This is a genomic window from Mycobacterium sp. ITM-2016-00318, from assembly GCF_002968285.2.
In the GTDB taxonomy this organism is placed as follows: domain Bacteria; phylum Actinomycetota; class Actinomycetes; order Mycobacteriales; family Mycobacteriaceae; genus Mycobacterium.
Genome location: NZ_CP134400.1, coordinates 1,663,792 through 1,689,865, shown reverse-complemented (window position 1 = coordinate 1,689,865; position 26,074 = coordinate 1,663,792). Strand labels below are relative to the sequence as shown.

Sequence of the window (26,074 nt, the reverse complement as noted above, 5' to 3'; positions counted from 1 at the left end):
TGCCGGTGACGCACGCCGGCGACCGGCGGAGGGCTCTTTAGACGATGGGCGAGCCGCTACCGCCGTTGATCACCGTTCGCGCCGGTGAGATCCGACGCACCTTTCCGCCGGGACGCGATGTCGTCGTCGGCCGCGACGTTCGCGCGGATCTGCGTATCTTGCACCCGGCGATCTCGCGGGCCCATGTGATCCTGAGATGCGTTGACGGGCAGTGGACCGCAGTCGACAACGACAGCCTCAACGGCATGTTCGTCGCCACCGAGCGGGTCGAATCGACACCGGTCAGCGACGGCGGCGTTTTGCATCTCGGAAACCCCGAGGGCCCAGCGGTGACGTTCGAACTCGGTGCCCCGCCTGATGAACGGCCGAGCGTGGACACCAAGCGGCCGTCGGTGCAATCGATGACGATCGGTCGCGGCGCCGACGCCGACATCGGTATCTCCGACATGCTGGCGGCGCGGCATCACGCAACGTTGGTGACAACACCGTCGGGTGTGCAGATTCAAGACGCGAACAGCGTCAACGGCACCTTCGTCAACGGCGAGGGGGTCCAGTCCAAAGTCTTGCAAGACAACGATATCGTCACGATCGGCAATGTCGACTTCGTCTTCGCCGCAGGCACTCTCGTCCACCGCACCGGACCAGCAACGACGACGGGCGGTCTCGAGGTGCGCGGCGTCGGATTGACCCTCTCCGACGGCGACATCACGCTGCTGGATCGCGTGTCGCTCACTGTGCGGCCCGGCGCGCTGACCGCGGTGATCGGGCCGTCCGGCTCGGGTAAGTCGACGCTGCTGAAAGTCATCGTCGGAGTGTGGCGGCCGACCAGCGGTGCGGTGAAGTTCGACGGTCGCGATCTGCACGCCGAGTACGAGTCGCTGCGAAGTCGAATCGGCATGGTGCCGCAGGAAGACGCCGTACACCGTGGGCTGACCGTCGCGCAGGCGCTGGACATCGCGGCCAAACTGCGAATGCCACCCGACATCAGCGAAGGCGAACGGCGGCAAGTGATCTCGCGGGTGCTCGACGAACTCGAGATGGAAAGCCACGCCGGCACGCGCATCGACCAACTGTCGGGCGGGCAGCGCAAACGCGTTTCGATCGCGATGGAGTTGCTGACCGAACCGTCGCTGCTGGTGCTCGACGAACCGACCACCGGCCTGGATCCCGCACTCGACCAACGGGTGATGACGATGCTGCGCGGGCTCGCCGATGCCGGTCGCGCGATCGTCGTGGTGACGCATTCGCTGAGGTTCCTCGACGATTGCGATCAGGTGCTGCTGCTCGCCCCCGGCGGCAGGGCTGCATACCGCGGCTCACCCGACGGTGTCGGCGAGGCGATGGGCAGCTACGACTGGGCTGACATCTACCACGACATCGGCGCGGATCCCGAAGGAGCGCAACGACGTTTCTTCGAACGCCACGGCGCGGCCGCGGAGCCCGTCGCACAGCCGGTGCCGTCATCGCCGCCAAGACAGTTGAAGCGGACAAGCTTCTGGCGTCAGGTCGCGGCGGTCGCGCAGCGCCAGCTGCAGCTGGTCGTCGCCGACCGGCGCTACCTCGTCTTCCTCGTGCTGGCGCCGATCATCGTCGGCCTGCTGCCGCTCGCGGTCGGCGGTGACGCTGGTTTCACGAAACCCGCAGCGGGATCCGCCGCACCGTTCGAGCCGAGGCAGCTCGTCGTACTGCTCACCTTCGGCGCAGTCCTGATGGGGTTGACGCTGTCAGTGCGCGACCTGGTCGGCGAGCGGGCGATCTACCGCCACGAGCAGGGCGCTGGGCTCTCCCCGTCGGCGTACCTGCTGGCCAAAATACTGGTGTTCAGTACCGTCGCCGTCGCCCAGTCGGCGCTTCTCGTGCTGGCAGTCACCGCACCCGGCGTCGGTAAACGCGCGCCGCAGACGGCCGCAGTTCTCGGCGTTCCCACCGCCGAGCTGTTCGTCGATGTGGCCGCGACGGCTTCGGTCGCGGCGATCCTCGGCCTGGTGATTTCGGCGGTCTCGCGCAGCAGCAATCAGTACATTCCGCTGCTGGCCGCCGCCTGCGTCGCACAGCTCGTGCTCGCGGGGAGTTTAATACCGATCACCGGGCGTCCGGTGCTCGAGGTGGTCGCCGGGCTTACACCGGTGCGATGGGGTGTCGCCGCGACCGCGTCGACGATCGACCTGCCAAACCTTGTTCCGGCGGCGCATGATCCGCTGTGGCAGCACACCGCCTCGACGTGGCTGCTCGATATCGCGATGCTCGGCCTACTGGCATTGGTGTACGCCGGATTCGTGCGGTGGCGGCTGCGACGGCAGACCGACGCTTGAGGCGGTCAGTCGTCGGACCCGACGACGCGCAACCTTGGCCGCTCCTCCGTGGTAGCACTGTCGGCCTCCACCTGACTGGCTCGTCCGTCACCGGGGCGGCGCAGATCGGTGGCGACATCCTGGTAATCCCACACCAGGTCTTTCGTTTCACGCTTCACCCGGTGGGCCGCCACCGAGACCGCGCCGACGATCCTGCGCGCGTGCAGCACCGTGGCGTACACGGCCTCACCCGCGGCGTCGATTCCCCGTCTCAACGCGGCGTCTGCCCTGCGGCCCAGCTCGGCAAGCATCGATCCTCCTCATCGGCTTTGCTGCCCATTCTCCGCGAAAAGCGTGAAAACGCTACGTCCCGGGTAGTTGATACAAGATCGGAATGGAGTGCTGATGAGCGAACCCAAGGTTGTGGTCGTCGGAACCGACGGCTCGGAATCGTCCTTTCGAGCAGTCGATCGAGCTGCGGCGATCGCCGCCGAATCGAACGCGAAGCTCATCGTGGCGACGGCGTACCTGCCAGAAGAGGAGTTGCGGTCCGGCGAACCGGACCAGCCCAGGGGTGAACAGTATCGGACCGAGGGCAACGCACCGGTCTACGGAATGCTCCGGGAGGCCGCCGATCGGGCCCGGGCGGCCGGCGCGACGGACATCGAGGAGAAGGCCCTCTCGGGCGCCCCGGTCGAGGTGTTGGTCAAGCTGGTCGACGACGTCGACGCCGACCTGCTGGTTGTCGGCAACGTCGGGGTCAAGTCCATCGCGGGCCGGTTGCTGGGATCGGTGCCGAGGGCGGTGCGGCGTCGCGCGAACACCGAGGTGATGGTCGTCGAGACCGCCGACTGACTCCTCGACTCACCAATAGCGCAGCGCGCCGCCGAACAACTCCGCCAGCATCGCCTGGTCGCTTTCGACCGGCGCGTTCTGCAACAACCGCTGTTGCGGCCACGCCCCCTCGGCGAGCTTGGCGCAATCCGCCTCCACGTAACCCACGGCGGCCAACCCGCTGGGCATCCGCACTGCGCGCATGATTCGAACGAGCTCTTCGGCGAGGACAGCACCGGCATCCTGCTCTGCGACATCGGTGACGTCTGCGCCGAGGTGACCTGCAGCCTCGATGTGGCGTCGCGGATCGGTACTCGCGGTGGTCCGGAAAACGGCTGGCGCGTTGAGGATCACCGACATCCCGTGCGGGACCATGGCTTCGGCTCCCGGGTAGCCGTCAGGGTGAAAGGCGCGCACCTGTCCGGCAACCGCATACGACATCGCGTGCGGGATGTGCACCCCGGCGTTCCCGAACGCAATGCCGGCCAGTGTCGCAGCCCACATCGTCTGCTCGCGCGCCTCGCGATCCGACGCATCGGTAACGGCACGCTCCAGGTATCGCCCCAGCAGTCGCATGGCTTCGCGGCTGCCGAGGTCGCTCCACGGGTTCGCGCCCTGACTCATCGGACGCTGGCTCGGCGCGTCAGGGGCGGGACGGCGCACGAAGGGTCGCGCGGTGAACGACTCCACCGCGTGCGACAGCACGTCGAGCCCTGAGCAGGCGACGACCTGAGCGGGCAGTGTGTCCGTGCAGTCGGGGTCGACCAGGGCCTCGGTCGGGCGCAGCGCGGGTGAGGCGATGCCCGTCTTCGCCGACATCGACAGCAGGTCGAAGATGGCGATGCCGGTCACCTCGCTGCCGGTGCCCGACGTCGTCGGGCATGCGATGTGCGGTTTCAGCGGGCCTGGCACGGGTGTCCCCTCGCCCACCGGTGGGTTGACATAGGTCAGGAAATCAGCCGGATGACTGGCGTACAGGTTCGCCGCCTTGGCGGTGTCGATCGCCGATCCGCCGCCGACCGACACGTAGCCGTCGGGATTGGCCTCCGACGCGAATGCCGCTGCGCGGGTCAACGATTCGTCGGTGGGCTCGACGTGAACTTCGGTGTAGGTGAGCACATCGATGCCTGCTTCGCGCAGTGACCGCCGCGCCGTGTCGAAGATCTCCAGTTCGGCCACGACAGGGTCGGTGAACAACGCCACCCGCGCCATCCCCAGCGCCGTGGCGCGATCTCCGAGTTCGTTCAGGCAACCCCTGCCGAAGGTGATCCTGGATGCATCGACGGTGAATGCGGTGTCCAGGCCGTCACCGGTGGGTTGATAATGACAGCAGCTCATCGAGCCTCCCAACGCCTGAAGCCGAGCTTATAACGAAAGAGCGGTGGTCATGACCGACGGTCAAATCAGCACGCACGCACAACTTTTCGATCTCACCGGGAAGAACGCGCTGGTCACCGGCGGCACAAGAGGTATCGGCATGATGATGGCGCGCGGGCTGCTGCAGGCGGGCGCCCGGGTGGTCATCAGCTCCCGCAAGGCCGATGCCTGCGCCGCTGCCGAGGCGCAGCTCTCGGCATTCGGGGACGTGAAGGCGGTACCGGCCGACCTGTCCCAGCACGACGAATGCATTCGGCTCGCCGGCCTCGTCACCGCCGAGATGAACGACCTGCACATCCTGGTCAACAACGCCGGCGCGACCTGGGGCGAGGCGCTGGAGAGCTTTCCCGACTCCGCCTGGGACAAGGTTCTCGACCTCAACGTCAAGTCGCCGTTCTGGCTGGTCCAGGCGTTGCTGCCGGCTCTGCGCCAGGCGGGCACGGCCGATGACCCGGCCCGTGTCATCAACGTCGGCAGTATCGACGGGATTCACGTCAGCCCCATGCCCACGTACTCCTACGCCAGCAGCAAGGCCGCCGTGCACCAGCTGACGCGGGTGCTCGCCCGTGAACTCGGGCCTGCGCACATCACCGTCAACGCCGTCGCGCCCGGTCCGTTCGAATCGAAGATGATGGCGGCGACGTTGGAGGCCTTCGGCGACTCGATCGCCGCCGCCGCGCCGCTGCGGAGGATCGGACGCGACGACGATATGGCAGGCATCGCGGTGTTTCTCGCCAGCCGGGCCGGCTCCTATTTGACCGGTGCGGTGATCCCCGTCGACGGTGGTATTGCGACGACAGCGTCAGGCACGGCACGCTGAGGCGGTTTGAGTCTGACGAAACCAGCTTCACGTGCTGGGCAGTCGCTTAGCATGGCGGGAGCCTCCGGGAAGCGCCGTGGGCTCACGTACAGCGAGGTTTCGACTTGCCGAATCAACTTCACCATGTGGTCATGCGCAGCCATGCGGCGAGCACTTTCATCTCGTTCCTCACCGATGTCGTCGGCATGGAAATGCAGACACAGTTCCGGGTGCCCGGCGAGGTGCTGGAGACGACGCTGGGCTGGCCGCCGTCCGATGGCGCCGACGTGACGATGCTCGGCAGTGGCGACGCCGGCCTGGTCGAGGTCCTCGACGTGCCCGAGAATCTGCGCGATGTCGCCCCCGAAGGGCTCGCCGCGCTGTCGTTTCTCACCGACGACTACAGCGGCGTGCAGGAGAAAGCCAGGACCATGGCAAGCGACGTCACAGTGCTCTTCGGTGACGTGCCGGGGGTCAACCTCTTCTTCTGCACCATGGGCGGCGTGCCGATCGAGTTCATGGGCAGCTATGACGCCGCAGGCACTCCGGCCACAGCGGCGAGCGACGACGGCCACTGAGCGCCGTTTCGCAAAGGATCGAAGGATGGACGACGTCGCGGCCCTGCTCGAGATCGAGGCCATCAAACAGTTGAAGGCCGAGTACTGCCGGTATCTCGATGCCAAGGACTGGGGCGCCTGGCGCAGGCTGTTCGACGACGACTTCACAAGCACCATCGCGGGCGCCGGCGGCAGGCAGACCGTTGGTGCGGACGATTTCGTGCTCTACGTCCGCCGTACCCTCGGCAAGCCGTCGCAGCCAACGGTGCACCAGGTCTATGCACCCGAGATCACCTTGACCTCGGAGACGACGGCGACCGGTGTATGGGCCCTCGCGGACGTGGTGCGGTTGCTGCCCGCGGTGGTTCTGCACGGCTACGGCCACTATCACGAAACGTATGTGAAAGCCGGTGGCCGCTGGCGTATCAAGACCTCCACGGTAACGCGGCTGCGCGAAGACATCACCACATCGCTGCCGCAACGTATTTCCACCAGGCTGCGCGTGGCCGCGGCGAAGTTGGCCCGTCGCACTTCAACGGTGACGGATTAGCTACGACTGAAGGGGTTTTGATGACGTCTCTTTCCGGACGACGAGTTCTCGTCACCGGTGCCAGCGGCGTAGTGGCCTATCCGGTCGCAGTCGAGTTGGCTAAAGCCAACGAGGTTTTCGCGGTCGCCCGATTCTCCGATCCCGCGCAGAGCCGGAGCCTCGAACAAGCCGGTGCCACTCCGATAGCGTTCGACCTGGCGGATCACGATCTTTCGCCGCTGCCCGATTCGGTCGACGTGGTGATCAATTACGCGGTCCTACCACCGACCCACAAAGACGCCTACGAAGTCAACGCGGGCGCAACCGGACGCCTCGCGAGGCGGTACCGCGATTGCGAGGCTTTCGTCCACGGCAGTACGGGATCGCTCTACGCGTATCAGGGCGAGCGGCCGCTGCGGGAAGACGACCCCTACGGCCTTCATTCCTCGGCGGAGAACTATGCGGCGAGCAAGATCGCCGCCGAGTTCCTGGTGAAGCATCTCAGCGCCGATTATCAACTGCCGGCGACCGTTGTGCGGATCTTCTCCTTCTACGGGCCACGCGGCGGCGGTGTGACCCAACGCATCGACCAGATCATGCGCGGCGAGCCGGTGAGGGTGTATCCGGGCGTGCGCAACGTGCACACACCGCTGTACGAGGACGACTATGTCGAGAAGACCATCGCGGCGGCGGGCATCGCGAAAGTCGGCGCCGAAGTGGTGAACGTCGGCGGAACCGAACCGGTGACGACGCAGGAATACTGCCGGATGGCGGGTGAAATACTCGGCGTCGAACCGGTTTTCGCCGAGGACAGCAAGGCCTGGCCGATCTGGGCCGACACCACCAAGATGGTCGGGCTCTTAGGTCCGAGCAAGATCACAGTGCGCGAAGGGGTGCGCCGGACGATCGAAGCAGCGCAGAACCGGCTCCCCACATCGCATCACGTCATCGGTGAACCGGCGAAAGTGTAGACACTTCCATTGATCACATTCATCGCTCACTTCACGGTGCCGCCCGCGAACGCGTCGGCTTTTGAAGAGCTGCTGACCTACGTCGCCACGATGTCGAACACCGAACCGGGCGTCGTCTACTACGGCTTCGCCGAGAGCATCGACGAACCCGGCTTCTACTCCGTTGTCGAGGTCTATCGCGATCAGGGAGCCGTCGACTCTCACGGACAGAGCACCTGGGTCACCGAATCGGTGCCGAAGTTCCTCGGACTCATTGACGGCTCGCCGGCCATCAAGCAATACGTCAGTCGCGGTGTGGCCGCCGGTTGCTGACACTGTGAAATTGCTGCGATTCTGGCTGCGATAATTCCCGACGGGATGGGATGACCGGAAACAGAGAGGGCAACATGGCGCTCGTCACTCGCGCCGCGGCGGTGGCCATCGCATTGTCTTTGGTGCCAGTCGGATTGGCGTCACCCGCTCGAGCGGCAAGTTTCCTGTCGGGTGCGAAGGGTTTCCTGTCGTCATCGACGGCATCACGGTCGCCTTGACGCGGGCCTAGCGCTTCATCGCCTCAGACCCGTGATGAAGCGTTGCATGCTCTGGCTCAGCGACCGCGGCACGTGATCGGGATCCATCAGGTCGTTCTCCGCCAGCGGGCTCGCCTCACCGGCGATGGTCTCCTCCGTGAAGGGCCGCAGGGTTCTGCCGTCACCGCGAAGTTCCTCGACGGCGGCGTGCAACGACCGATGCCGGGCCACGGCGTGCTCGAAGTCGCCGACCGGGACGCCTAGATGCTCCGACAGGAGTCGGTTCCGCATCGAGGTGACTTCGCGGCGGACGGAGTCACTGTCCACGTTGTTCGAGTCCGCCTCGATGGCCACGTCGCATTCGCTGTCGAATCCCATCGACCGGTTGTTGAGGTTCGACGAACCGATGCGCAACAACCGGTCGTCGATCGTCATGACCTTCGAGTGCACGTAGATGGGCGCCCCGCCGTCGGTCACCGGGTAATAAATGCCCAGTCGATGGTGTTCGTCTGCCGCCCACAGCTGCTGGATGAGGCGGTGACGTGCGCCGTCCATCGTCTGCTGTTCCAGACGATTGTTGCCACGGCGGGGAAGAACGATGACGATCTCCGGACCGTCGTTTTCCCGTAAGCGGCCGGCCAGCGCATCGACAAGGCGCCGCGCCGCCAGATACTGGTTCTCCAGAAAGATGGTGTGACGGGCGCCCGCGATAGCCGCGAGGTTGAGCGCCTCGACCTCGCGAACCTCGTCGCGATCGTCGAGTTCGGGAAGCGTTCGCGCGATACCGACCTCGACGTCGCGAAGGCTCGGCCTGAGCTTGCTCGGCCACGCGACGTGTCGCGCGTCGACCGGTTCCAGCTGCTTCCCGGTCGCCGTCGTCCATCGCTGCCGTGCCACTTCACCGAGCGCGCGGGCAGCTTCGCCGTCGACCGCGGCGGCCACCTCGTGGCGCGGCCCGTAGCTGCGGCCGACCGTGCGGCGGGCACGGCTGTCGTGCTCGTGTGCACAGGTGTCCCACCGGTCGACGGTGAGGTCGAGACCACCGCAGAACGCCACGGCGTCGTCGACGACGGCGATCTTCTGGTGATGCACGGCGCCCATGGGACGGGCACCGTCGATGGCGAAATGCATTCTTCTGCTGCTCATCTGATTTACCACCGACACCGGCGTCAGCCCGAACCAGATGCCGTCAAAGGCCGGCAGCAGTCGCAGGTTGGACTTCAACAGGTAGACCTCGAGACGGGGTCGCTTCCACAGCAGCCAGTAGAGGAAGGCGCCCAACTGGTTCGGACCGGGCAGCGTCTTCTTGCCGCGTTCGAAGGTCATCCGGGCGTCAAGATCCCAACCGATGAGCATCACCCGGTGTTGCGCCCGCATCATCGCCGTTTTGACGTGCCGGAAGTAATCGGCTGCGTCCACGATGCATGCGAACTGATCGGTGCGGGCGACGCGCCAGCACGTCTGGTCCTGGATGAGCAATCGGTCGTCTGTCATATCGGATGGTGTGTACCCAGTTCTGCGTACGGGTGAATCGACTATTCAGTCGCCGTCGAGCGCGATCAACAGGCGATGGGTCGTCTCCAAAAGCAATCGGTGCAGGTCGTCGTCGGACATGTCGACCAGTTGGGGGTTCATCGCGGTGCCGTAAATCCCCGCTGTGATCACCGACATCGCAACCCGCATCGCTTCGCCGGGCGCCGGACCGACGAGCAGGGCGTCGAAACCCTCGATGGCGGAGGCGAATTCGTCATGTGACCGAACCAGCGGGTCGATCGCCGGATCTCCGAAGAACACCGTCGTGAGACGGCGGTTACGTACCGCGAGTTCGACAAGGCCGCTGATCGCGACGTCTCGCCTGGCCGCATCCGAACCGACCGCGTCGGCAATCTTCACCAGACGGGCGATGTCGTCGAACACCGGGCTGATCAACGTCAGTACGATGTCCTCTTTGGTGTGGAACTGGTAGTAGACCGAGGCCTTGGCCACCCCGACGCGGTCGGCGATCATCTGCAGCGACGTCCCGCTGACGCCGTACTCGGCGAAGAGGTCAAGGGCGGCTTGCAGCACTCGGTCGCGGACCACACCTCGGGGCGATGCCAACTTCGTCACGCGCGTCCCTTCAGCTTCGTGCCGCTGACCGTACCCCCTTTTGTGGCTCCCGATCCTAAACACGCCAACGTCGATCGCCGGCCGAAAACGTCAGCCGTGTGGCTGAGGTAACAGAACGTTCGGCTAAGTGATCTTAGCCATACGGCTTGTCGCTACTTAGCCGACCGTATAAGTTTCCCGGTGACGTCTGCCACGTGGAAGGACAACGGTTGATGAGCGGCAATTCGCCACTGACCTTCCTCAAGAAGGCTTGGTTGCCGCTACTGATCGTGGCAGTCCTCGTCATCGCGGGCATGACGGTCTCGCGCGTCCGCACCTTCTTCGGCGCAGAAGGGGTAACGGTGACGCCGCGGAACTTCGCCGACGACCCCGAACCGTTCGACCCCAAGGTGGTCAAGTACGAGGTCTTCGGCACCGGAACATACGTCGACATCAACTACCTCGACCTCGACGCCAAACCGCAGCGCATCGACGGCGCACCGCTGCCCTGGTCGCTGACGCTGGAGACGACGGCACCGTCCGCCGCGCCGAACATCGTCGCCCAGGGCGACAGCAGCTCGATCACCTGCCGGATCACGGTCGATGACGAAGTCAAAGACGAGAGGACGTCCGACGGCTTGAACGCCCAGACCTTCTGCTTTGTGAAGTCCGCATGAGCGCACACAGCATCGACGCGCCCACCGACGCCTTCCCTCCCGCCAGACATGCTGGGCGCCCGCTGATTCCGCGCCTCATCCGCGCCTTTGCGGTGCCGATCATCCTCGGCTGGATCGCGGTCATCGCCGTCGCCAACGTGATGGTCCCGCAGTTGGAGACCGTCGGCCAGATGCGCGCGGTGTCGATGAGCCCGAACGACGCACCCTCGATGATCTCGATGAAGAAAGTCGGCGAGCTTTTCGCCGAGGGCGATTCCGACAGCTCGGTCATGGTTGTGCTCGAAGGCCAGGAACCGCTTGACGACGAGGCGCACGCCTTCTACGACGAGATGGTCCGCAATCTCGAGGCCGACAACGCCCACGTGCAGTCGGTGCAGGACTTCTGGGGCGATCCGCTGACCGCCACTGGCGCACAGAGCAACGACGGCAAATCGGCGTACGTCCAGGTCAAGTTGGCGGGCAACCAGGGCGAGGCGTTGGCGAACGAGTCGGTCGAGTCCGTGCAGGCGATCGTCGAGAGCCTTTCGCCACCGCAGGGCGTCACGGCATACGTGACAGGCCCCGCGGCGCTGGCCGCAGATCAGCACATCGCAGGCGACCGCAGCATGCAGCTGATCGAGGCGGTCACGTTCAGCGTCATCATCATCATGTTGCTGCTGGTCTACCGGTCGATCGTCACCGTGCTGCTGGTGCTGGTGATGGTGGTTCTCGAACTGGCCGCGTCGCGCGGGCTCGTGGCGTTCCTCGGCTATCACGAGATCATCGGGCTCTCCACCTTCGCCACCAACCTCCTGGTGACGCTGGCGATAGCCGCCGCAACGGACTACGCGATCTTCCTGATAGGCCGATATCAAGAGGCGCGCTCCGTCGGCGAAGAGCGAGAACAGGCCTACTACACGATGATCCGGGGCACCGCGCACGTGGTGCTCGGCTCCGGCCTGACCATCGCGGGCGCCGTCTTCTGCCTGTCCTTCACCCGGCTGCCGTACTTCCAGACGATGGGCGTACCGCTGGCTATCGGCATGTTCATCACCGTGCTTGCCGCCCTCACGCTCGGGCCGGCGATCATTTCCGTCGCAAGCCGGTTCGGAAAGGCACTCGAACCGAAGCGGGCGCTGCGCACCCGCGGTTGGCGCAAGGTCGGCGCGATGGTCGTGCGGTGGCCCGGCGCGATACTGGTGGCCACCATCGCGTTGTCGCTCGTCGGGCTGCTGACGCTGCCCGGCTACAAGACCAACTACAACGACCGCAGCTATTTACCGGCCGACCTGCCGGCCAACCAGGGCTACGCTGCCGCCGACCGGCACTTCTCCCCCGCCAGAATGAACCCCGAACTGCTCATGGTCGAAAGCGACCACGATCTGCGCAACTCGACCGACTTCCTGGTGATCGACAAGATCGCCAAGTCCATCTTCCGCGTCGAGGGCATCTCCCGGGTGCAGGCGATCACCCGTCCAAGCGGTAAGCCGATCGAGCACACCTCGATCCCGTTCCAGATCAGCATGCAGGGCACCACCCAGCAGCTGAACCAGAAGTACATGCAGGACCGGATGGCCGACATGCTCGTGCAGGCCGACGAGATGCAGAACACCATCGACACCATGACGCGGATGTCCAACCTGACCGCCGAGATGGCCGACACCACCCACAACATGGTGGTCAAGATGAAGGACATGACCGCCGACGTCGCCGAATTGCGGGATAATATCGCCGATTTCGACGATTTCTTCCGGCCGATCCGCAACTACTTCTACTGGGAACCGCACTGCTACAACATCCCGGTCTGCCACTCGATCCGGGCGATCTTCGACACGCTCGACGGTATCGACATCATGACCGACGACATCCAGCAGCTGATCCCGGAGATGGAGCGGCTCGACTCCCTCATGCCGCAGATGGTCGCGATGATGCCCGAGATGATCGAGACCATGAAGAGCATGAAGTCGATGATGCTGACGATGTACGCCTCGCAGAAGGGCATGCAGGATCAGATGGCGGCGGCGCAGGACAACTCGTCGGCCATGGGTGAGGCGTTCGACGCGTCGATGAACGACGACTCCTTCTATCTGCCGCCCGAGGTATTCGACAACCCTGACTTCAAACGCGGTATGGAACAGTTCCTTTCCCCCGACGGACACGCCGTGCGGTTCATCATCAGCCACGACGGGGATCCCCTGTCGCCCGAGGGCATCGCGCGGATCGACGCCATCAAGAAGGCAGCCAAGGAAGCCATCAAGGGCACTCCGCTGGAGGGGTCGACGATCTACCTCGGCGGCACCGCGGCGACATTCAAGGACCTGTCCGACGGCAACACATACGACCTCGTGATCGCCGCTGTCGCCGCGTTGGCCTTGATCTTCATCATCATGTTGCTCATCACCCGCGCCATCGTGGCCTCGGCGGTCATCGTCGGCACGGTCGTGCTGTCACTCGGCGCCTCATTCGGCCTTTCAGTGCTGATCTGGCAGCATCTTCTTGGCACCGAACTGCACTGGATGGTGCTCGCCATGTCGGTCATCATCCTGCTTGCGGTGGGTGCGGACTACAACCTGCTACTGGTGTCACGATTCAAAGAAGAGATCCATGCCGGACTACGCACGGGGATCATCCGGTCGATGGGCGGCACGGGCTCGGTGGTGACGTCGGCCGGTCTGGTGTTCGCGTTCACGATGATCTCGATGGCGGTGAGCGAGTTGACGGTGATCGGGCAGGTGGGCACAACGATCGGCCTCGGCCTGCTGTTCGACACCCTGGTGATCCGGTCGTTCATGACGCCGTCCATCGCGGCGCTGATGGGCAAGTGGTTCTGGTGGCCGATGCGGGTACGTGAGAGGCCTGTGCCGTCGCCGTGGCCGTCACCGCGCACACCGACGCCGGTCTGACCTCAGCCGGATCGCCGAGTCGCGGCCTCGATGAGCGTGCGCGCGACCCACTCGACCCGCCGCAGCGACTCGTCGAGGGTCAGCGCACCGGTGAGCACCGCGGTGAGTGCACTGGTCAGCGCGGCATTGAGGCCGAAGCTGACATCTGGGATCTGCTCCGGCGCAACGCCTTCGAGCAGGCGGTCGAACATCTCGACGTTCGTGCGACCCATGTGGTCGATCGCGGTCTTCGCCTCGGGGTCGGTCGAGGTCATCGCCTGAAGCATCAGTGCAGTCATCTTGGGGTTGCGATGAAAAGCACGCTGGGCGCGTTGCAGATAATCCAATACCCCGGGTAGCGGTCCCTGCTCGGCGGGACCGGCTGCGGCCAGCACACGGCGGGTGAGTCGCTTCTGCCAGTCCTCGAGCGCTGCGGCCAGCAGATGCTCCTTGGAGCTGAAGTATCGGTACACGGTCGCCAGCGCGACTCCTGATCGCTGCGCCACGTCGCGCATCTGCACGGCATCGGCGCCGACGTCGGCGATCAGATCGATCACCGCCTCGATAATCTTGGCGCGCCGCGCCAACTGCCCGCTGGTCATGTCGGCCAGCGAGACGATGTCGCTCTGAGCGTGGTCGGGAGCCCTTGTGGCGACGATCGCACCTCCCGATTCCGAGAACAGGATTCTTCTCCTATGCAGCACTGTAAACCATATCCCCAGCTAGATGGTTTGACATCGGTAGAACCATGTTTCAATATGGTCGAGAAGTGGTCGCACCACGGTCGTTTTCAATTGGGAGGAAGCAATGGCGGGACCCGTCGGTCTGCCGGTCATCGACACCATGATCGGTTTCCCGCACGACGGTTCGGCGCAGTACGACTTCATCCGCAGGCAGACGAAGGACCGGGAATCCAAGGAGAATTTCGAGTTCCCGGTCCAGTACATGTTCAAAGACGTGCCAACCGGCCTGCCGACAGACGACCCCGTATCGCTGGTGTTGCAGCAGATGGACCGATTCGGAATCGAGAAGGCGATGATCGGCGTGAGCGAGGCCTCGGCCGCCCTCGCGCTGAAGACGTTCCCCGATCGCTTCATCCCCTCCGGCGCGATCTCCGACCCGAATGACGTGATGGGCTCGGTGAACGCGATCCGTCGCGAGTACGAGCAGTACGGCATACGGGCGACGTCGGTTTTCCCGGCCGGCACCTTCCCGCAGGTCCCGATCGACGACCCGAAGATGTATCCTATCTACGCCACCTGCGTCGAACTCGGCATCCCGATCTTCGTGTGCGCGGGCGTGCCCGGTCCGCGAGTTCCGTTCAAGCCGCAAGAGGTGTACCGGATCGACGTTGTGATGTTCGACTTTCCCGATCTGGTGTTCGTCACCCGCCACGGCTGTGAACCCTGGGAGGACCTCGCCGTGAAGCTGATGGTGAAGTGGCCGAACCTGTACTACTCCACGTCGGCGTTCGCTCCCAAGTACTACCCGAAGGCCATCCTCGATTACGCGAACTCGCGCGGCGCGGACAAGGTGCTCTACGCCGGCTACTTCCCGATGGGACTGTCCCTCGAGAGGATCTTCGGCGAGCTACCCGGCGTTCCCCTGAAGGACGAAGTGTGGCCGAAGTTCCTGTACGGCAATGCCGCACGCATCCTCGGCCTGGACGGCTGACGGTCCATGCTTGCCATCACGAGTGAACAGGAAGATCTGAGCGACGCAGTGGGTCGCTTTGCGGCTCGCCACGCGCCCATAGAGAAGACGAGGGCCGCCCTCGACTCGATCGCCGCCGGTGAGTTGCCGACATGGTGGGAAGAGTTGACCGCGCATGGATTTCACGCAGTGCACCTTCCCGAGGAGGCCGGTGGCCAGGGCGGCACGCTCACCGATCTGGCATGCGTCGTCGAGACGGCCGCCGCGGCCTTGCTGCCAGGGCCTCTCCTGTCCACCGTGACGGCAAGTGCGGTGGCTAACACGGCCGACGAGTCGGGCGCGCCGTTGGTCGCCGAACTCGCGGCGGGGACCACCGCCGCCCTGGTGCTGCCGGATCAGTCCGATGTCCGCGCCATCCCAAACGCAGACGGCTGGCGCCTGCGCGGTTCGTCGTCGTCGATCTTGGGAGTCTGTGCGGCGCAGCGGATCCTGTTGTCAGCACGCTCGCAGGACGGCGGCCTGCACTGGTTCGCACTGGAGGCGAAGGGCGCACCGGCCCAGGGGTTGTCGATACATCCTCAGCGCGGGACCGACCTGTCGACCGACGTGGGCGTGCTCGAACTCGAGGACTACTTCGTCGAGGCCGGTTCGGAGATATCGAGGATCGACGCCGTTCGTGCTCACTGCATCACGGTGGCGCTGACGGCGTGTGCCTCGGCGGGCACGGTCCGCCGCTGTGTGGACACTGCGACCGAATACATCCGCACGCGGGAACAGTTCGGGCGTCCGGTCGGCGCATTCCAGGCTTTGCAGCACAAGGCGGCGGTGCTTCTCGTACATGCCGAACTCGCGGCCGCGGCCGCCTGGGACGCGGTTCGCGCTTCGGCGGATTCCGTCGAGCAACATCGCCTTGCGGCAGGCTCGGCGGCCTTGATGGCCGTCGCCACGGGACCCGACCTGGTGCTTGATGCGCTGCTGATGTTCGGCGCCATCGGCTACACCTGGGAACACGACACGCACCTGTACTGGCGGCGTGCGATCAGCCTCGCCGCATCGCTCGGGTCGACGGCGCAGTGGGGCCGCGAGGTGGGCGACCTGGCCCGCTCGACGAAACGCTCGACCGCGCTGAATCTGGGCGATGTCGAATCAGAGTTCCGGGTTTCGGTCGCAGCGACCCTCGACCGGGCGCAGGAGCTGCACAACGAACATCCCTCCGACGATCAGCGCGCACCTGGTCTGGCCGCCGGCGCGCAACGGGACATGCTGGCCGAAGCGGGACTGGTGGCACCCCAGCTGCCCGCACCATGGGGCGTGGGTGCCTCGCCGGTCCAGCTGGCCATCATCAACGAGGAGTTCGACAATCGTCCCGACCTGATCAAACCGTCACTGGGAATCGCGGAGTGGATTCTGCCGACGATTCTCGACGTAGGCACGGACCGTCAGCGCGAGCGGTTCGCGTGGCCGATCCTGCGGGGAGTTCAGCGCTGGTGCCAACTGTTCAGTGAGCCGGGCGCGGGTTCGGACCTCGCCTCGTTGAGTACGCGGGCCCGCAAGGTCGACGGCGGCTGGCTGATCAACGGGCACAAGATCTGGACCTCGCAGGCGGATCGCGCGCAGTTCGGCGCCCTGTTGGCGCGCACCGACCCGGACGCGTCGAAGCATCGTGGGATCAGCTATTTCCTCGTGGACATGGCGTCGCCCGGCATCACGGTCGAGCCGATCAAACAGGCCAGCGGGCACTTCGACTTCAACGAGGTCTTCCTCACCGACGTGTTCGTTCCCGACGACATGCTCGTCGGAAAGCCCGGTACAGGATGGGATCTGGCAGTCGCGACCATGGCGGTCGAACGCACGGCGATCGGCAACTACGTCAACATCGACAGGGCAGCCGCACTTCGGCACATCGCGCGGATCGACGGTCCCGACCAGGACGCCGCGCTGCGCGCTCTCGGCGAGATCGAGGCCAACACCGCAGCGATCAAAGCCATGGTGCTGCGGGAGACGCTGCGTCTGGTCGAAGGCCAGGCCGCGGGGCCGACCTCGAGCATCGCGAAGTACGCGATGGTGATGTTGCTGCGCCGGGCCTCGACGGCGACGCTGCGCCTGACCGGTCGCGTCGCACTGCTCGAGGACTCGGATCCCGCTGTCATCGGGCCGTATTTCGACATGCCGTCCGAACTGATCGGCGGAGGCACCGCAGAGATACAGCTGACCGTCATCGCTTCCATGATCCTCGGCCTGCCACGCAACTAGAAAGGACGGGCGTCATGACGACCGACTTGGGATTCACCTACTTCGATTGTGACAACCACTATTACGAGGCGCTTGACGCGTTCACCCGTCACATCGAGCCCGCCTTCAAGAAGCGGGCCATTCAGTGGGCGGACATCGACGGTAAGCAGCGCCTGATCGTCGGCGGCAAGGTGAACAGGTTCATCCCGAACCCGACGTTCGACCCCGTGGGCAAGCCCGGCGCGCTCGACGAGTATTTCCGCGGACGCAATCCGAGGGGCGCGAATCTCAACACGCTGTTCGGTGACCTCGAACCGATTCCACCGGCCTACCGGGACCGAGACGCTCGGTTGGCATTGATGGACGAGCAGGGCATGGCCGGCTGCATCATGTTGCCGACGCTCGGTGTCGGAATGGAACAGGCACTGCTGCCCGATCTCGATGCTGTCGTCGCGACATTCCGCGCCTTCAACCGCTGGATGGAAGAGGATTGGGGATTCGCCTACCGGGAACGCATTTTCGCGGCCCCCTACATCACGCTGTGCAAACCCGACGAGGCGGTAAAAGAACTGCAGTGGGCACTCGACCACGATGCCCGCTTCATCGTCATGGTGCCGGGACCGATTTCCACCGCCGTCGGGATGTGCGCACCCGGCGACCCGCTGTTCGACGACTTCTGGCGGCTGGCCAACGACTCCGGCATCACTGTCTGTTATCACTCCGGCGAGACGTATTACTCGAAGTTCATGCCTGCGTGGGGCGAGCCGGACTACATGATGTCTTTCCAAGCGCTGCTCGGCTTCCGGTCGCTGTTCTCGGGGGATGCGCTTCAGGACACCTTCGCCAATCACCTCCACAACGGCCTGTTCTTGCGCTTCCCCAACCTGCGGATGGCCGCCATCGAAAGCGGCTCGGCGTGGGTGTTCCACCTGTTCGAGAAGCTGACCAAGTCCTACGGCCAGATCCCTTTCATCTACAAAGAGGATCCGCGCGAGACCTTCAAGCGTCACGTCTGGGTGTCGCCGTTCTACGAAGACGAGTTGGCGAGCCTGCGGAAGCTGTTGGGCGACAACCGCATAATCATGGGTTCGGACTTCCCCCATGTCGAAGGCTTGGCCGACCCGGCGTCGTACATCAAGGATCTGGAGAACTTCGACTACACGCCGCAGCAGAGCCGAACAGTGATGCGCGACAACGGTATCGAGTTGTCCGTCCGCAGGCCCGCCTGACGGCGTCGCGTTTCGTGAAGGTCGAGAAGTCCAGTCTGGTGGCCATGCTGCTGGAGGTCGGCGAAGAGAACGCGGCGGTGCTTCTGGCTCGTTCGGAACTGGCCGACGAGATCGACACCGCACACGATCTCGGCGCATTGCTGAGGTTCGGCCTCGAGCGCGAACAGGTCGAGGAGGTGGCGCGCCTGGCCATCGGCGCGATCGAACCCGACGACGTGAACACCCGCCGCAGACGCGGCGAACTGGAGAAGACCATCTCGCGTCGGTGGGCCGATCTCGTCGATCAGTGGAAGTCGTAGCCCGCCCGCGTCATATCGCCCGGGTCGACCGGCCCGTAAGGATGCGGAAGGCGCGAATGCCAGGAATTCACCCCCGCGAAAGAACGTGGCGGTAGGGTTCCGCCACGTTGGATCCCCTCCCACCGGAAGGTTCGCATGACCCGATCACGGCTCTTCGCAGCCACCGCCGCATCCGCTGTCGTCGTCATCGGTCTGGTGGCCTGCGCTCCGCCCGAGAAGAAGGACGAAGGTAACCAGACCGAGTCCGGTGTGAATGCCAGGGAGGCCACCTCCGCGCAGGACTTCGGCGGGATGGACAAGCTCGTCGAGGCCGCGAAGGCCGAGAAAGAGCTCAACGTGATTGCGCTGCCACCGGATTGGGCGAATTACAAGGAGATCATCAACACGTTCTCCACGAAGTACGGGATCAAGGTCAACTCCGCGCAGCCCGACGCCAACAGCCAGGACGAGATCAACGCCGCCAACCAGCAGAAGGGCAAGAGCACCGCGCCCGATGTCTTCGACCTGGGCCAGGCGATCGCCCTGGCGAACACCAATCTGTTCGCGCCGTACAAGGTGGCGACGTTCGACGACATCCCGGCCGAGTTCAAGGATCCGGACGGTACATGGGTCAACGACTACGGCGGTTACGAGTCAATCGGTTACGACTCCGCCAAGGTGCCCGAGATCAAGGACTTCAACGACCTGCTGAAGCCGGAGTTCAAGGGCAAGGTCGCGCTCAACGGCGACCCCACCACCGCCAGCGCTGCGGCCAACGGGGTGCTGATGGCCGCCATCGCCAACGGCGGGTCGGTCGACGACATCGCGCCCGGCGTCGAGTTCTTCGTCAACCTCAAGCAGGCGGGCAACTTCGTGCCCGTCGACCCGACGCCCGCCACCATCGAGTCGGGTCAGACCCCCGTCGTCATCGACTGGGACTACCTGAACGCGGCCGAAACCAAGAAAATCCCCACCTGGAAGGTGTTCGTCCCGGCAAACGCGCTTGTCGGCGGCTATTACTTCCAGGCGATCAACAAGGACGGCCCGCACCCCGCCGCGGCCCGGCTGTGGCAGGAGTTCCTCTACAGCGACGAGGGCCAGAACCTCTTCCTGAAGGGTCTCGCCCGACCCGTGCGCGCGGATGCGATGGAGAAGGCGGGCACGGTCGACAAGAAGGCGCTCGACGCGCTGCCCAAAATCGAAGGCACACCGGTGATCGCGACCGACGAGCAGAGCAAGAAGAACTCGGACTACCTCGGGGCCAACTGGTCCAAGGTGATCAGCTGATCCGGACGTCCTGGCGGGTCAACTCGGCCTCGACGGTGGGAGCTCGCCCGATGAAATCGACGGCTGCCTGAATCGCGGGTCGGTGCCGCAGGATGCGGTAGTGCGCGAGCCGTCCGAGTCCGCGGGTGGTCACCAGTTTCGCTGCCGGCCACATGTCGGCGATTTTCTCGCTCGTCTCGTAAGGGCTGTCCGGGTCGTCGGGGTCGTGCACGAGTAGGAGCGGCGGCGGACCGTCGATTGAGCTCACCGCTTTGGGAATGTCGGTATCGAACAACGGCATTCGCAGTCGTCGATCAAGGCGCCGGTGCAGGCGGGTTCGGATGCGCTGCCCGAATCCGTGTCGATCGGCGAAAAGGTCCAGATACAACGAGAAGTCACCCATCGGCGCCAAGAACACCAAACCCTCTACCGGCATCCCCCTCGCAACAGCGAGCGCGGCCGCCTTCGCGCCGAGGGAGTGCGCGACGATCGCGCGTGCCGGGCCATGCGCGGCGACGAAGGCGCGCACTGCTTCGGCGCATTCGACGATCGTCGTGCGGCCGGGCGCGAGTTCTCCCGGATCGGACTCATTGTGGCCGGGCAGGTCGACGGCGAAGACGCGGTGACCCGCTTCGACGAGCGGTTTCACGAAGACGCCCAGGTGTGCGCGGCAGCCGCCCCAGCCGTGCACCAGATACACCGCTGGCCCCTCACCCCAGGATTCCCCTACGATTCGGTGTCCGGACCACGTTGCCTCGACCGGCTCACCGGCGACGACTCCGGGCGGCATGCGCAGGCTCATCTCCACGGCCGGCGGCGTGCACCACAGCTCGAGGGCCCATCGCGCCCCAGCCGCCGGTGCAAGCCGCTCGAGCAGCCCGAACGCCCGGCGCACCTTGGGCGCGACCGGTGGCTCGATGCCCGAGCCCGCCCGATCCTGGCGTGAAGCGCGATCGCCGGCCATCGAGTCCCCCCTTTGTTACTCCAGAGTAAGTTTAAGCGACCCCCAGGGCTTTGCTTAAAGTGGGTGCGGTAGACGTTCACTCCAAGCACAACATCAATATCGTCGGCGCCGAACACGGACCGACGATCATGTTGGCGCACGGCTTTGGGTGCGACCAGAACCTGTGGCGCCTTGTTGTCGACCGCCTCAGGCCCGACTTTCGACTCGTACTATTCGACCTCGTCGGTGCCGGGTTTTCGGATCCAGATGCGTGGGACGCGACGAGATACTCCTCGCTGTCCGGCTACGCCGCTGACATCCTGGACATCGTAAATGAGCTTGCGCTGCGCGACGTCGTATTCGTCGGCCATTCCGTGTCGGCGATGATCGGCGCTCTCGCGGCGATCGAGGATCCGAGCCGGTTCGCCAAACTGGTTCTGCTGACGCCCTCACCCTGCTACATCGACGATGACGAGTACCGAGGCGGATTCTCCAGGGCCGACATCGACGAGCTCCTCGAGTCCCTGGAGCAGAACTATCTGGGTTGGTCGGCGGCGATGGCACCGGTCATCATGGGCACGCCCGACCGGCCGGAACTGCAGGACGAATTGGCCGAGACATTCTGCCGCACAGACCCGCAGCGGGCGCTGGTGTTCGCCCGTACCACCTTCCTGTCGGACAACCGGGCCGATCTCACGCGCATATCGCTGCCCACCCTGGTGATCGAGTGCTCCCAGGATGCGATCGCCCCACGCCAAGTGGGTGCCTACGTCCACCAACACATTTCCGACAGTCAACTGGTCACGCTGGATGCGACTGGACACTGTCCCCATGTGAGTGCGCCGGACCTCACAGCCGAGGCGATTTCGGCGTTCGCCCGGTCGACGTGAGAGACCGCGACTTCGAGGAGCTCTGGGACAACGCTCCGTGCGGCCACGTGATCGCCACACCGGATGGCAGCATCATCCGCGTCAACAACACGCTGTCCAAGTGGCTGGGATATGAGCCGAACGCACTGTGCGACAAGCCCTTCAGCGACCTTCTTACGGTCAGCGGCCGGATCCTCTACGACACCCATTTCGGGCCGCTGCTTCAAACAGGCAGCGATCTCAACGGTGTCACGGTCGACATCGTGACGGCCGAGGGAAATCGATTGCCGATGTTTCTCACCGCGAACATGATGAGGGACGGCGACCACGAGCGGGAGATGCTGCAGATCACCATCGTCGATGCATCTGACCGACGCGCCTATGAAGTGGAACTGCTGCGAGCGCGACAACAGGCCGATACGGAGAAACAACGCGCTCGGCAATTCGCGGACACTCTGCGACGGTCGTTGCTGCCGCCGGTGCTGATCCCCCCGACCGGTTTGGACGCCGCCGACTACTACTTCACGGCATCGGCTGACGACGTCGGCGGCGACTTCTACGACCTGTTTCCGCTATCGCGGGACACCTGGGGCTTCTTCCTCGGAGACGTGGCGGGCAAGGGCGTCGACGCCGCGGTGATCACCGGCCTGACCAGGTATTCGCTTCGTGCCGCCGCGGTCTTCGACGACGATCCGGTGCAGGTTCTGCACAATCTCAACACGGTTCTCAACCAGCGACTGCGGGGTGCCCGCAACCGGTTCAGCACCGTGATCTACGGACGATTGACGCTGTGCGACAACGGCTTCGACGTCGCGCTTGCCAGCGGGGGGCACCCACCGCCGTTGCTGCTCACCGCCGACGGCGATGCTGAATACGTCGACACGAGCGGCGGCCATGCAGTGGGCATGTCCGCGGAGCCGAGGTTCGTCGCGAGCCGATTCCGGCTTGCACCCGGCGACACGCTGGTTCTGTACACAGATGGACTGACCGAGGCGAGCACCGGCATTGCCCATGAACGCTACGACGACGAGGGCGCCCTGCTGCGCTTCGCCAAGTCCCACTCGCCAACGACGGCATCGGCCATCGTCGACGCCGTCCGTGCCCTGCTCGACGGCCTTGGCCCAGGCGTCGAGGATGACACGGCTGTGCTCGCGCTCGGCGTGCGCGCTGGACACGGCCCGAGTTCGCGGTAGTCCGATATCAGCGAGCTGCTTCCCGCTTCGCATCGACGGCGGTTCGTTTCCGCTCCCACGGCCACGTCATCAGTGCCCACACCACGGCCACGATCGCTATCTCGACGAGCAGGTACATCGGCCACGGCCCCAGGAGATCCAGTACCGACGCGGTGGGCGGCTTCCTGTTCAGGTAGCCGTAGTTGGTGTCGAAGATGACGTTGAAGGCCAACGTGAACGCCACCCACGCGAGAGCGACGATCGCTGCGAACCGGAAGTCGCGCCACCGCGGCCGCATCCGTTGTCCCCAGGTGAGATAGATGGCTGCCCACACCACGAGCACGTGGAGGGCGAAGAACGTGACGAAAAGGTGGTGCGGAAAGTCCGGTGCGCCCTCGGCGGGCGTGCCGATGTCGGGCGTGATGAGCGCCTGCGAACTCAGGAACAGGCCCCAGTAATACGTGAGCGCAAACGCCCAGTGCCGCTGCGACCACAACGCGTACGCGGCCACCATTTCCGCGATATCGCAGAGCTGCAGAGGCACCGACGTCTGGATGTCCAACCGGGCGATCTTGTAGGCCATCGCGACAACCAACGCCACAACGAGCAGAACCGCCAGCACGCGGCCGAGCACGCGGGCTTGCGCCTCGGACTGCCTGCGCCCGACCGCCACCAGGGCGACGGCGCCGATCACGAATATGACCAGCACGACCAGATGCGACGGGCCGTACGCCGTGAACTCCCGCTGCGCGGCAAGTAACTCCACCTCAATTACGGTAATGCCACGACGACGCTGAAGGGCGGATTGAACGCATGTCTCCACTACGCGGCAAAGTCATTCTCGTCACTGGCGCCTCCTCTGGACTTGGCGCTGAAACCGTTCGCCTGCTGTCACGTGAGGGTGCAACGATTTTCGGCATCGCGAGGAACACCGACCGGCTCGCTGCGGTCTTCGGCGATGTGGAGAACGGTGCCTACGCCGAAGTGGAACTGAGTTCGCCGCAGGCCTGCCGCGACGCGGTCGAGCGCTGCGTCGAGCGATTCGGCCGGCTCGACGTGCTCATCAACATCGCCGGCAGCCATCGGATGCGCCGAATCGAGTCCATGACCGACGACGACTGGGGGCAAGACCTCGCGGTCAATCTCAGCGGACCGTTCCACCTCTGCCGCGCCGCGCTTCCCCATCTGCTCGCCCGGGGCGGCAACATCGTCAACGTTGCCTCGATCGCCGGAGTCGAAGGGCAGGCGTATTCGGCCGGCTACTGCGCCGCCAAGCATGGCCTGATCGGGCTGACGCGCGCCCTTGCCGTCGAGTACAGCGCTGATCGACTCCGGGTGAACGCGGTGTGTCCCGGCGGCATGCTGACCCCGCAGATCGAGAGCTTCTCCGCACCGGAGAACGCCAACTTCGACCTGATCATGCGAACGGCGTCACCGCGCGGCATGATGTCGCCCCTCGATGTCGCGAACGTGATCGCGTTTCTCGCCAGCGATGCCGCGGCCGCCGTCCACGGTGCGGTCTACCGGGTCGACAACGGCAAGGGCGCAGGCTAACCGGCACCGACTCCGACGGCCTTCTCCATGTCGGCCAGTGAGTCCTCGAGGTGCATGAGCAGGCGCTGCAAGTGCGGCACGCTGCGGCGGCATCCGACAAGGCCGAAGTCGAGGTTGTCGGCTGTGTTGGTCAGCGTGATGTTGAGGGCCTGTCCGTCCAAGGCGATCGACAGCGGGTAATTGCCGTCCAGCCGGGCGCCCTTCCAATACATGGGTTCGCGCGCGCCGGGAACGTTGGAGATGACGATGTTGAACGGCGGCGGCGCCGACGACACAAACCCGGGCACCAACCCCAGCGCGATACCGGACATCAGGAACGCCGACAGCGCCAGCGCCTGGGTCTTTGGCAGCTCGGCGAACACCTTCTTGTTGTCGCGCATCGAGGTGTTGATCGCCTCCAGGCGTTTGGCGGCGTCCTCGGTGTCGGTGGCCAGGTTGCACAGGATCGTGCCGACCATGTTGCCGCCCGCATCCTGGTCGCCCTCGGCACGCAGGCTGATCGGCACCATCGCCACCAAAGGCGTTTCGGGCAGCGCGTTTTCTTCGATGAGGTAGGCGCGCAACGCTCCCGAGCACATCGCGAGAACGACGTCGTTGACGGTGACACCCGCCGCGGACTTGATCGCCCGGATCCGGGCCAGCGGCCACGACTGTGCGGCCACCCGCCGCGCTCCCCCGATCGGCACGTTGAACATCGTCTTGGGCGCGCGGAACGGCAGGGTCAGCTGCTGCTCCACCAGCGCGGCGCGCGCCACCGACAGCGTCGAGGGGGCCAGCGAGGCCAGCGATCCGACCGCGCCGGTGACCGTCTGCAGCGCCGACCGCGACTCCCCGGTCCCGTCCTTGCTCCTGCGCTTCGGCTGCAGAGCCCACGGCACCCGGACTTCCCGGTCGGCGGGATCGGGCGTCATCGACCGGATCGTGAGCCGCTGCGCCGAGATGCCGTCGAGCAGCGAATGGTGGATCTTGGTGTAGATGGCGAAGCGTCCGTCTTCGAGGCCCTCGACGAGGTGCGTCTCCCACAGGGGCCGATGCCGGTCCAGCAGGCTGCCGTGCAGCCGCGAGACGAGCTCGAGAAGCTCGCGGACGCGGCCGGGCCGCGGCAGGGCGGACCTGCGCAGGTGGTAGTCGATGTCGACGTCATCGTCGAAGGCCCACGCGACGTTGGCGATGCCGCCGAGCATCCTGCCCGGATGCTTCCTGAAAGTGGGCTGGAAGTCGTCGTTTCCGACGATCGTCTCGTGCAGCTCACGGATGAAGTCGGGGCCACTGCCCTCTGGCGGTTCGAACAACTGCAGGCCTGCAACATGCATCGGGTGTTCACGGGATTCGCCGATGAGGAACATCGCGTCCGTCGGCGAGATCAGCTTCATCGACGTGACGGT

Annotated in this window: 25 protein-coding genes; 17 read left to right on the top strand and 8 right to left on the bottom strand. The window is 65.0% G+C overall.

Annotated features, from left to right (window positions below):
* The first annotated feature begins 44 nt into the window (after positions 1–44).
* Positions 45–2,312 carry an ATP-binding cassette domain-containing protein gene (locus C6A82_RS08150; RefSeq protein WP_105346083.1) on the top strand — a complete coding sequence of 756 codons (2,268 nt, stop codon included), beginning with the start codon at positions 45–47 and terminating at the stop codon, positions 2,310–2,312.
* A gap of 5 nt (positions 2,313–2,317) precedes the next feature.
* Here the strand turns inward: C6A82_RS08150 and C6A82_RS08145 are convergent, their stop codons facing one another.
* Positions 2,318–2,602: a hypothetical protein gene (locus C6A82_RS08145; protein WP_105346081.1), complete on the bottom strand. Its 285-nt coding sequence runs from the start codon at positions 2,600–2,602 to the stop codon at positions 2,318–2,320.
* Between the two features lie 94 nt (positions 2,603–2,696).
* Between C6A82_RS08145 and C6A82_RS08140 the strand changes: the two genes are divergently transcribed.
* Positions 2,697–3,146: a universal stress protein gene (locus C6A82_RS08140; RefSeq protein WP_105346107.1), complete on the top strand. Its 450-nt coding sequence runs from the start codon at positions 2,697–2,699 to the stop codon at positions 3,144–3,146.
* Positions 3,147–3,155: 9 nt separating this feature from the next.
* Here C6A82_RS08140 and C6A82_RS08135 read toward each other — a convergent pair whose 3' ends face one another.
* Complete coding sequence (locus tag C6A82_RS08135; RefSeq protein ID WP_105346080.1) at positions 3,156–4,463, bottom strand: hydroxyacid-oxoacid transhydrogenase; 1,308 nt, start codon at positions 4,461–4,463, stop codon at positions 3,156–3,158.
* A 49-nt stretch (positions 4,464–4,512) separates the two neighbouring features.
* On the opposite strand from C6A82_RS08135, the gene C6A82_RS08130 reads away from it, so the two are divergent.
* The 5 genes from C6A82_RS08130 to C6A82_RS08110 all read left to right on the top strand — a co-directional run bounded on the left by C6A82_RS08130 (position 4,513) and on the right by C6A82_RS08110 (position 7,670).
* Positions 4,513–5,322, top strand: a complete 810-nt coding sequence (locus C6A82_RS08130; RefSeq protein WP_105346106.1) for an SDR family oxidoreductase — start codon at positions 4,513–4,515, stop codon at positions 5,320–5,322.
* Positions 5,323–5,453: 131 nt separating this feature from the next.
* On the top strand, positions 5,454–5,879 hold the full coding sequence (locus C6A82_RS08125; protein ID WP_233216981.1) for a hypothetical protein: 426 nt from the start codon (positions 5,454–5,456) through the stop codon (positions 5,877–5,879).
* Positions 5,880–5,904: 25 nt separating this feature from the next.
* Entirely contained in the window at positions 5,905–6,408 is a 504-nt protein-coding gene (locus C6A82_RS08120) for a nuclear transport factor 2 family protein (RefSeq protein ID WP_105346076.1), read from the top strand.
* 20 nt (positions 6,409–6,428) lie between these two features.
* The gene (locus C6A82_RS08115) at positions 6,429–7,358 is read left to right on the top strand and encodes an NAD(P)-dependent oxidoreductase (RefSeq protein WP_105346075.1); all 930 of its coding nucleotides are present in this window, start codon (positions 6,429–6,431) and stop codon (positions 7,356–7,358) included.
* 9 nt (positions 7,359–7,367) lie between these two features.
* Entirely contained in the window at positions 7,368–7,670 is a 303-nt protein-coding gene (locus tag C6A82_RS08110) for a putative quinol monooxygenase (protein ID WP_105346073.1), read from the top strand.
* Between the two features lie 233 nt (positions 7,671–7,903).
* On the opposite strand, the gene C6A82_RS08105 is transcribed toward C6A82_RS08110, so the two are convergent.
* Positions 7,904–9,361, bottom strand: coding sequence for a phospholipase D-like domain-containing protein (locus C6A82_RS08105; RefSeq protein ID WP_105346071.1), 1,458 nt, complete (start codon positions 9,359–9,361; stop codon positions 7,904–7,906).
* Between the two features lie 45 nt (positions 9,362–9,406).
* Positions 9,407–9,976 (bottom strand): TetR/AcrR family transcriptional regulator, encoded by a 570-nt coding sequence (locus tag C6A82_RS08100; RefSeq protein WP_105346069.1) that lies wholly within the window; start codon positions 9,974–9,976, stop codon positions 9,407–9,409.
* Between the two features lie 212 nt (positions 9,977–10,188).
* Here C6A82_RS08100 and C6A82_RS08095 point away from each other — a divergent pair, with 212 nt between their 5' ends.
* Together C6A82_RS08095 and C6A82_RS08090 are read left to right on the top strand one after the other, a co-directional pair.
* On the top strand, positions 10,189–10,632 hold the full coding sequence (locus C6A82_RS08095) for an MmpS family protein (protein WP_105346104.1): 444 nt from the start codon (positions 10,189–10,191) through the stop codon (positions 10,630–10,632).
* A complete protein-coding gene (locus C6A82_RS08090) occupies positions 10,629–13,514 on the top strand; it encodes an MMPL family transporter (protein ID WP_311101738.1) in 2,886 nt (961 codons plus the stop codon). Before C6A82_RS08095 ends, C6A82_RS08090 begins: the two co-directional genes overlap by 4 nt.
* A gap of 2 nt (positions 13,515–13,516) precedes the next feature.
* On the opposite strand, the gene C6A82_RS08085 is transcribed toward C6A82_RS08090, so the two are convergent.
* The gene (locus tag C6A82_RS08085; protein WP_233216795.1) at positions 13,517–14,197 is read right to left on the bottom strand and encodes a TetR family transcriptional regulator; all 681 of its coding nucleotides are present in this window, start codon (positions 14,195–14,197) and stop codon (positions 13,517–13,519) included.
* Positions 14,198–14,300: 103 nt separating this feature from the next.
* On the opposite strand from C6A82_RS08085, the gene C6A82_RS08080 reads away from it, so the two are divergent.
* From C6A82_RS08080 to C6A82_RS08060, 5 genes are all read left to right on the top strand, one after another.
* Positions 14,301–15,167 (top strand): amidohydrolase family protein, encoded by an 867-nt coding sequence (locus tag C6A82_RS08080; RefSeq protein WP_105342850.1) that lies wholly within the window; start codon positions 14,301–14,303, stop codon positions 15,165–15,167.
* A gap of 6 nt (positions 15,168–15,173) precedes the next feature.
* A complete protein-coding gene (locus tag C6A82_RS08075) occupies positions 15,174–17,399 on the top strand; it encodes an acyl-CoA dehydrogenase (protein WP_105342851.1) in 2,226 nt (741 codons plus the stop codon).
* A gap of 14 nt (positions 17,400–17,413) precedes the next feature.
* Positions 17,414–18,607 carry an amidohydrolase family protein gene (locus C6A82_RS08070; RefSeq protein ID WP_105342853.1) on the top strand — a complete coding sequence of 398 codons (1,194 nt, stop codon included), beginning with the start codon at positions 17,414–17,416 and terminating at the stop codon, positions 18,605–18,607.
* A 14-nt stretch (positions 18,608–18,621) separates the two neighbouring features.
* Entirely contained in the window at positions 18,622–18,906 is a 285-nt protein-coding gene (locus C6A82_RS08065; RefSeq protein ID WP_105342855.1) for a hypothetical protein, read from the top strand.
* A gap of 135 nt (positions 18,907–19,041) precedes the next feature.
* Positions 19,042–20,172, top strand: coding sequence for an ABC transporter substrate-binding protein (locus C6A82_RS08060; protein ID WP_105342857.1), 1,131 nt, complete (start codon positions 19,042–19,044; stop codon positions 20,170–20,172).
* On the opposite strand, the gene C6A82_RS08055 is transcribed toward C6A82_RS08060, so the two are convergent.
* Positions 20,165–21,115 (bottom strand): alpha/beta fold hydrolase, encoded by a 951-nt coding sequence (locus C6A82_RS08055; protein ID WP_105342859.1) that lies wholly within the window; start codon positions 21,113–21,115, stop codon positions 20,165–20,167. The two genes, C6A82_RS08060 and C6A82_RS08055, sit on opposite strands and share 8 nt — an antisense overlap.
* Before the next feature lie 128 nt (positions 21,116–21,243).
* Here C6A82_RS08055 and C6A82_RS08050 point away from each other — a divergent pair, with 128 nt between their 5' ends.
* Positions 21,244–21,984, top strand: a complete 741-nt coding sequence (locus tag C6A82_RS08050; RefSeq protein ID WP_105342862.1) for an alpha/beta fold hydrolase — start codon at positions 21,244–21,246, stop codon at positions 21,982–21,984.
* Positions 21,981–23,156 (top strand): SpoIIE family protein phosphatase, encoded by a 1,176-nt coding sequence (locus C6A82_RS08045; protein WP_311101737.1) that lies wholly within the window; start codon positions 21,981–21,983, stop codon positions 23,154–23,156. Before C6A82_RS08050 ends, C6A82_RS08045 begins: the two co-directional genes overlap by 4 nt.
* A 7-nt stretch (positions 23,157–23,163) precedes the next feature.
* On the opposite strand, the gene C6A82_RS08040 is transcribed toward C6A82_RS08045, so the two are convergent.
* Positions 23,164–23,901: a TIGR02206 family membrane protein gene (locus C6A82_RS08040; protein ID WP_105343657.1), complete on the bottom strand. Its 738-nt coding sequence runs from the start codon at positions 23,899–23,901 to the stop codon at positions 23,164–23,166.
* 47 nt (positions 23,902–23,948) lie between these two features.
* On the opposite strand from C6A82_RS08040, the gene C6A82_RS08035 reads away from it, so the two are divergent.
* Positions 23,949–24,689, top strand: coding sequence for an SDR family NAD(P)-dependent oxidoreductase (locus C6A82_RS08035; protein ID WP_105343659.1), 741 nt, complete (start codon positions 23,949–23,951; stop codon positions 24,687–24,689).
* Here the strand turns inward: C6A82_RS08035 and C6A82_RS08030 are convergent.
* Positions 24,686–26,062 (bottom strand): wax ester/triacylglycerol synthase family O-acyltransferase, encoded by a 1,377-nt coding sequence (locus C6A82_RS08030; RefSeq protein WP_105343661.1) that lies wholly within the window; start codon positions 26,060–26,062, stop codon positions 24,686–24,688. The two genes, C6A82_RS08035 and C6A82_RS08030, sit on opposite strands and share 4 nt — an antisense overlap.
* Between the last annotated feature and the right edge of the window lie 12 nt (positions 26,063–26,074).